Source organism: Streptomyces sp. URMC 127, assembly GCF_051386535.1.
Classification (GTDB): domain Bacteria; phylum Actinomycetota; class Actinomycetes; order Streptomycetales; family Streptomycetaceae; genus Streptomyces.
In genome coordinates this window covers 1-6,815 of sequence record NZ_JBPQTW010000299.1, presented here as the reverse complement: position 1 = coordinate 6,815, position 6,815 = coordinate 1, and the positions used below count along the sequence as shown (strand labels likewise).

General features: G+C 73.2%; 7 protein-coding genes and 1 pseudogene. 5 read left to right on the top strand and 3 right to left on the bottom strand.

Annotated elements, in window-relative coordinates:
• Together ACSNOH_RS32450 and ACSNOH_RS32445 are read right to left on the bottom strand one after the other, a co-directional pair.
• A pseudogene (locus ACSNOH_RS32450) lies at positions 1–577 on the bottom strand (hypothetical protein); the annotation flags it as partial.
• Positions 570–1,553 carry an alpha/beta fold hydrolase gene (locus tag ACSNOH_RS32445; protein ID WP_436725035.1) on the bottom strand — a complete coding sequence of 328 codons (984 nt, stop codon included), beginning with the start codon at positions 1,551–1,553 and terminating at the stop codon, positions 570–572. The gene ACSNOH_RS32445 and the pseudogene ACSNOH_RS32450, both read right to left, overlap by 8 nt.
• Before the next feature lie 142 nt (positions 1,554–1,695).
• Between ACSNOH_RS32445 and ACSNOH_RS32440 the strand changes: the two genes are divergently transcribed.
• The 4 genes from ACSNOH_RS32440 (at position 1,696) to ACSNOH_RS32425 (ending at position 3,536) form a co-directional block, all read left to right on the top strand.
• Positions 1,696–1,926, top strand: coding sequence for a hypothetical protein (locus ACSNOH_RS32440; RefSeq protein WP_436725034.1), 231 nt, complete (start codon positions 1,696–1,698; stop codon positions 1,924–1,926).
• Between the two features lie 186 nt (positions 1,927–2,112).
• Positions 2,113–2,751, top strand: coding sequence for a TetR/AcrR family transcriptional regulator (locus ACSNOH_RS32435; protein WP_030366183.1), 639 nt, complete (start codon positions 2,113–2,115; stop codon positions 2,749–2,751).
• 61 nt (positions 2,752–2,812) lie between these two features.
• A complete protein-coding gene (locus ACSNOH_RS32430) occupies positions 2,813–3,040 on the top strand; it encodes a DUF3107 domain-containing protein (protein ID WP_356290361.1) in 228 nt (75 codons plus the stop codon).
• 214 nt (positions 3,041–3,254) lie between these two features.
• A complete protein-coding gene (locus tag ACSNOH_RS32425; protein ID WP_436725033.1) occupies positions 3,255–3,536 on the top strand; it encodes a hypothetical protein in 282 nt (93 codons plus the stop codon).
• A 63-nt stretch (positions 3,537–3,599) separates the two neighbouring features.
• On the opposite strand, the gene ACSNOH_RS32420 is transcribed toward ACSNOH_RS32425, so the two are convergent.
• Positions 3,600–4,346, bottom strand: coding sequence for a ferritin-like fold-containing protein (locus ACSNOH_RS32420; protein WP_436725032.1), 747 nt, complete (start codon positions 4,344–4,346; stop codon positions 3,600–3,602).
• A 553-nt stretch (positions 4,347–4,899) separates the two neighbouring features.
• Here ACSNOH_RS32420 and ACSNOH_RS32415 point away from each other — a divergent pair.
• Positions 4,900–6,815: DEAD/DEAH box helicase (locus ACSNOH_RS32415; protein ID WP_436725031.1), on the top strand; the 1,916-nt coding region annotated here is incomplete at its 3' end.

Here is a 6,815-nt window from a genome sequence, read left to right as displayed (position 1 = left end):
GTACTGGCTGGGCGGCGGTGGAGGGGGCGCCGCCCAGCCAGTACGGGGAGGTCTGCGCGGACTGCCCCTCGTAGGAGATGTCGTACGGCGAGCCGTGGGCCGGCTCGGGAACCTGCTGCAGGGGGGCGGCCTCCTGCTCGGTGGCGTATCCGCCGAGGTATCCGGCCAGGCGGGCGTCGGCGCCGGGGACGCTCCCGGGGCCGTAGGCCCCGGCGTCCGCGCCGTGGACGCGCTGCACGCCGATGACGCCCCAGCCGACGCCGACGTCCTGCCGTCTGAAGGCGTCGAAGTCGTCGACGTCGCCGGGGTCGCCGTAGGCGTCGAAGGAACCGGCGGAGGCGGGTCCCCCGAAGAGGTCTCCGGAAGGAGCGAAGGAGTGGGAGTGACCCGAGTGACCGGCGGGCCCGGGAGAACCGGCCGGGCCGAAGGGCCCGGCGAGTGGCTCGCCCTCGCTCTCGCCCTGCGGGGCGGCCGTGGCGTCGTGACCGGCCGCGCCCGGACCGCCGCCCGCGCCGGAGGCGGCGGGCGCGGCGGGCCGGGAGACGGCGCGGGGGGCGCGTGCGCTGTGTTTACCCACGAGGCGAGGCGCTCCGATCGGCAGTGACGGTGTCCGCTACGAGGTCGCGGAAGGCACGAGCCACCGCGTCCGGGTCCTCCATCATGGCGACATGTCCCGATTCCACCAGCGTCAGCAGCCGCGAGTCGCGGAAAGTCCTGCTGGCACGGCGGGCCATCCGGATGGAGACGAGCTGGTCGCGCATTCCGTAGACCAGAAGAGTAGGGGCAAGGACGCGCTCCGCCTGGCGCCACAGCGAATGCTGGCCCCCAAGGGTGTACGCGTCGACCACTCCCCGTGCGGAGCGGGCCATGACGTCCCAGAAGTAGGGGAGCTCCAGCCGGCGCTCGTACTCCGCGACGGCCAGGGCGAAACCCTCCGATGTCACTCGTCCGGGGTCTCCGTAACAGAGCGCGAGGACGTCACGCGTACGGCGTTCGGGCGTCCAGTCCTTCGTCAGCCAGGCGAAGAGGGCGGCCACCCCGGGCACGGCGATCAGGGCCGTGGGCACGGCCGTGCGCTGCGGGCGCAGCTCGGGCAGCGCGGGCGAGATCAGGGTGAGCGTGCGGACGAGGTCCGGGCGGACGGCGGCCACGCGGGTGGCTATGGCGCCGCCCATGGAGTTGCCGACGAGGTGGACGGGGCCGCGGTCGCTCGCGTCGAGGTAGCGGATGACCGTCCGGGCGAAGCCGGTGATCGAGTAGTCGCCGTCGTCCGGGGGCGGGGAGTCGCCGAAGCCGGGCAGGTCGAGCGCCTCGCAGGCGGCGTCGCCGGCGAGCAGCTCCATGAGCGCGGACCAGTTCTGCGAGGAACCGCCGAGGCCGTGGATGCAGAGCACGGGCGGCAGCCCGGGCATCCGGGGCGGGCGGGAGCGCACGGCCAGGGTGACCCCGGGCAGGGCCACCGTGCGGACCTCCTCGCCGGCGCTGACGCGCGAGGGCCGACCGGGCGGCACCACGGGCACGGCGCGGGCATCCGGTGACTCGGTCGAAGACATGCGGGCAATGTTACGAGACGATCACGCCGGGCCCGTTGTGGCGGGCGTCACAGATCGCCTGGCGGTGCGGGTCCTCGTCTCCTAGGCTCGACGGCAAGGAAGCACGAGGGCGCACATCCCGGATACCGGAGAGAGGGTCCGCATGCCTGTCGACCCGACCGACCCCGATACGTTCGAAGAGTTCGACGAGGAGGACGCCGACGTGACGGAGTACGACACCGAGGCCCCGGAGGCCGACGCCGCGGAGCAGCACACCGACCTGGCACCCCAGCACGACGAACCCCTCGCCGCCCTGCACCCCGACACGGCGAACGAGGCGGACCTCGCCGAGCAGGCGCGGGTCGTGGAGCTGGACGAGGACGACTACCGCTGAACCGCGGATGAACCGCGGATGAGCGCGGAGCCATGGGCAGGCCTGCGTCAATTGTCGGGATTTTGTCGACTTCCCACAGCGTCCGGTCCGTGAAATTCTCCGCTCCGACCACGCACGCCCGGGTTACCCAAAAGTACGATGGCGGGCGCGGTGCACACCGTGCAGTGAACAATCATGGGAGGCGGCGTGACAGCCATCGAGCAGACCGAGGCGCGGCCGCGGGGCACGCGCCTGCCGCGCCGAGCCCGACGCAACCAGCTGCTGGGCGCGGCCCAGGAGGTCTTCGTCGCCCAGGGGTACCACGCCGCGGCGATGGACGACATCGCGGAGCGGGCCGGGGTCAGCAAGCCCGTGCTCTACCAGCACTTCCCCGGCAAGCTGGACCTCTACCTCGCCCTGCTGGACCAGCACTGCGAGAACCTCCTGCACGCGGTGCGCACCGCGCTCGCCTCCACGTCCGACAACAAGCAGCGGGTGGCGGCCACCATGGACGCCTACTTCGCCTACGTGGAGGACGAGGGCGGCGCCTTCCGCCTGGTCTTCGAGTCGGACCTGACCAACGAGCCGGCGGTGCGCGAGCGCGTCGACAAGGTCTCGCTGCAGTGCGCCGAGGCGATCAGCGACGTCATCGCCGAGGACACCGGCCTGTCGAAGGACGAGGCGATGCTGCTGGCCGTGGGCCTGGGCGGCGTCTCCCAGGTGGTCGCGCGCTACTGGCTCTCCAGCGAGAGCACGGTGCCCCGCGCCACCGCCGTCCAGCTGCTGACCTCGCTCGCCTGGCGCGGCATCGCGGGCTTCCCGAAGAACGCCCCCGAGCAGCACTGAGCAGGTCCCTTCCGGGCTAATGTGTGGACATCAACCACACACCTTCGGAGGGACGTAAGCCGTGGAGGTCAAGATCGGCGTGCAGCACGCGCCGCGCGAGATCGTCATCGAGAGCACGCAGAGTGCCGAGGAGGTCGAGCGGGTGATCTCCGACGCGCTGGCCGGCAAGGCACCGCTGCTCAGCCTGGAGGACAGCCGCGGCCGCAAGGTCCTGGTCCCGTCCGAGCGCCTGGCGTACGTGGAGATCGGTGAGCCGACGGCCCGCAAGGTCGGCTTCGGCGCGCTCTGAGCGAGCCCTCTGAGCGCTTCTGCGGCGGGGCCCCGGTGAGGAATCACCGGGGCCCCGCCGTTGTCGTTACGGATGCACACCGGATGCCTGGCGGTTGCCCGCCGGCCGCCCGCCGGGGCGATGCTCACCGGAGGGTTGCCGGACATCCCCGTGGGGTAGTACGGCTTCGACCGGTTTGCACCCGCCCCTCGCTCCGTACGGGAGGGAAGTGACGATGATCCTCTGGGAAGTGCTCGGCTCGCTTCTCATCGGTGTCGCCGTGTCCTACGGCGCCCTCCGCTGGCTCCCCGAGCGGTACGGGCAGTTCCGCTCCCGGGCGCTGACGCTCGCCACCGGTCCCGTCGCGGCGCTCTTCGGCGCCCTGCTCGGTCACTCGGTCCTCGGCCCGGGCCGGATCCCGGCCGTCCTGGGGGTGGCTCTGGGCGTGGCCGTCGCGCTGCTGTCCCTGCTGCTGCGCCAGGGCGACCAGCCGACCCGCCGATCAGCCACGGCCTGAAGAGGGCCGGAGCGAAAGCGGCCCGGGCCGGAGCCCGGGCCGGTGCCGTACCGCGCGCCGGCGTCAGGCCGCCAGGCCCAGCGCGGCCATGCGCTTGGTGTGCGCCTCGGTGATCCGGGAGAACATCTTCCCGACCTCCGCGAGGTCGAAGCCGTCGGCCACGCCGCCCACGAGCATCGTGGAGAGGGCGTCACGGTCGGCGACGACGCGCTGCGCCTGCGAGAGCGCCTCGCCCATCAGCCGGCGCGCCCACAGCGCGAGCCGGCCGCCCACGCGGGGCTCGGCCTCGATCGCGGCGCGCACCTTCTCGACCGCGAAGGTCGCGTGGCCGGTGTCGTCCAGCACGGTCAGCACCAGGGCGCGCGTGTCGGAGTCCAGGCGGACCGCCACCTCGCGGTAGAAGTCGCTGGCGATCGAGTCGCCCACGTAGGCCTTGACCAGGCCCTCCAGCCAGTCCGAGGGCGCCGTCTGGCGGTGGAACTCGTCGAGGGCGGCCGCGAAGGGCTGCATGGCGCCGGTCGGCTCCACGTCGATCGCGGTCAGCCGGTCGCGCAGCCGCTGGAAGTGGCCGAACTCCGCCGCGGCCATCTTCGCCAGCTCGGCCTTGTCATCGAGCGACGGCGCCAGCTTGGCGTCCTCGGCGAGCCGCTCGAAGGCGGCCAGCTCGCCGTAGGCGAGCGCGCCCAGCAGGTCGACGACCGCCGCGCGGTACTGCGGGTCGGCGGATGCGCGCTCCCAGTCCTGGGCGGCGATCCCGGTGGGCGCCTCGGCGGGCTCGTTGGCGTTCTCAGCGTTGTCGGACGTCTCCATGGAGCGCACAATAGCCCGCTTCGCAACCCCGGAAGCCCCAGGTCAGCTACTTCATCCGGATCTGTCCGGAGGATTGTCCGGACACACATGCGCCTTTCCGGGGTACAGTGGTAATGCGCCTGTCGAGTGTGTCGGCAGGCTGTCCCATGCTGTGTCCTCCGGGGGCATCTCCTCGCCCCAGCCCCTGGGCCCTCAGCGGATGCCCGGTCGGTGGCCCGATCGGCTTCCAAAACCGACCGCCCTCCGCGCGGTGCGCACGAGACGTACGCACCTGGAGGGATCCGCTCGCGGCACGCGTGCACGAGCGAAGGCAGTGGTCCCGCGCCGCCCGGCGTCCCCAGGCCGGACAGTACCCCGGCGCGGTCCGTACGACCTTGTACGACCCCCTTCGCCGCCCTGCGCCGCGTCTCACAGAAGAGGCAAGATCCTGTCCACTCCCTCGAATACCTCGAACACCGCGAACCCCACGACGTTCCGCGACCTGGGAATCCTCCCCGAGACCGCTGAGGCGCTCGAAGCCGTCGGCATCGTGCACCCCTTTCCGATCCAGGAGATGACGCTCCCGGTCGCCCTGTCCGGCTCCGACGTCATCGGCCAGGCCAAGACGGGCACCGGCAAGACGCTGGGCTTCGGCCTCCCCCTCCTGGAGCGCGTCGTCGTCCCCGCGGACGTCGAGGCGGGCCGGGCGAAGCCCGAGCAGCTGACCGACGCCCCGCAGGCGCTCGTCGTCGTCCCCACCCGCGAGCTGTGCCAGCAGGTCACCAACGACCTCCTGACCGCCGGCAAGGTGCGCAACGTCCGCGTCCAGGCCATCTACGGCGGCCGCGCCTACGAGCCTCAGGTCGAGGCCCTCAAGAAGGGCGTCGACGTCATCGTCGGCACCCCCGGCCGCCTGCTCGACCTCGCCGGCCAGAAGAAGCTCAGCCTCGCGCACGTCCGCGCCCTCGTCCTGGACGAGGCCGACGAGATGCTCGACCTGGGCTTCCTCCCCGACGTCGAGCGCATCATCACGATGCTCCCGGCCAAGCGCCAGACGATGCTCTTCTCGGCCACCATGCCGGGCGCGGTCATCTCCCTCGCGCGGCGCTACATGTCCCAGCCCACGCACATCCGCGCCACCTCGCCGGACGACGAGGGCCAGACCCACGCCAACATCGCGCAGCACATCTTCCGCGCCCACAACATGGACAAGCCGGAGATGGTCGCCCGCATCCTGCAGGCCGAGGGCCGCAACCGCGCGATGATCTTCTGCCGTACGAAGCGGACCGCCGCGGACATCGCCGACCAGCTCCTCCGCCGCGGCTTCGCCGCCGGCGCCGTCCACGGCGACCTCGGCCAGGGCGCCCGCGAGCAGGCGCTGCGCGCCTTCCGCAACGGCAAGGTCGACGTGCTGGTCTGCACCGACGTCGCCGCGCGCGGCATCGACGTCGACGACGTCACGCACGTCATCAACTACCAGGCCCCCGAGGACGAGAAGACCTACCTGCACCGCATCGGCCGCACCGGCCGCGCCGGCAAGTCGGGTACGGCCGTCACCCTGGTCGACTGGGACGACATCCCGCGCTGGAAGCTCATCAACAAGGCGCTCGAGCTGCCCTTCGACGAGCCCGAGGAGACGTACTCCACGTCCCCGCACCTGTACGAGGCGCTCGGCATCCCCGCCGGCACGAAGGGGATACTGCCGCGCTCGGAGCGGACCCTCGCCGGGCTCGCCGCCGAGGAGATCGAGGACCTCGGCGAGACCGGCGGCCGCGGTGGCCGCGGCGGCCGTGACCGTGACCGCGGTCGCGGCGGGCGCCAGGAGACCGAGGAGCGCCCGGCCCGTACGCGCACGCCGCGCCAGCGCCGCCGCACCCGCGGCGGTGCCGCGATCGGCGCGGAGCAGGCCGCCCCGGCGGCGCCCGCTGCCGCGTCCGCGGCTCCGGTGGCCGAGGGTGCCCCCGCCACGCCCGCGAAGCCGCGCCGCCGGCGCCGTACGCGCGGTGGTGCCGGCTCGTCCGCGGCGGCGGCCGTCGCCGCGGAGGCCGTGGTGACCGCCGAGCCCATGGCTCCCGCGGAGGCCGCCGCCCCGGCGCCCGCCGCGGAGGTCCCGGCCCAGCCGCGCCGCCGCCGCACGCGTGCGGCGAAGCCGGTTGCCGCTGCCGCGGTGGTGGCGGAGACGGTGCCGGTCGCCGAGCCGGCCCCGGTCGCCGAGGCCGCGCCGGTGGTTCCCGCTCCGGCCCAGGAGCCGGTTCAGGAGCCGGTCCAGGCCGAGGCCCCGGCTGCGCCGGCGAAGCCGAAGCGCACCCGCAAGGCCGCCGCTCCCAAGGCGGAGGCGGTCGCGGAGACCGTGGCCGAGGCCGCCGAGGCCGAGGTCGCGGAGAAGCCGAAGCGGACCCGTAAGACCGCGGCGAAGAAGGCCGTGGAAGCGGTCGACACGGCCGAGGCCGCGGAGACCAAGCCGAAGCGCACCCGCAAGGCCGCCGCCCC

What these genes read in the sequence shown, in the direction of transcription:
- ACSNOH_RS32445 (WP_436725035.1), bottom strand. Translation starts at nt 1,553, where the DNA reads ATGTCTTCGACCGAGTCACCGGATGCCCGCGCCGTGCCCGTGGTGCCG.
- ACSNOH_RS32440 (WP_436725034.1), top strand. Translation starts at nt 1,696, where the DNA reads ATGCCTGTCGACCCGACCGACCCCGATACGTTCGAAGAGTTCGACGAG.
- ACSNOH_RS32425 (WP_436725033.1), top strand. Translation starts at nt 3,255, where the DNA reads ATGATCCTCTGGGAAGTGCTCGGCTCGCTTCTCATCGGTGTCGCCGTG.
- ACSNOH_RS32420 (WP_436725032.1), bottom strand. Translation starts at nt 4,346, where the DNA reads ATGGAGACGTCCGACAACGCTGAGAACGCCAACGAGCCCGCCGAGGCG.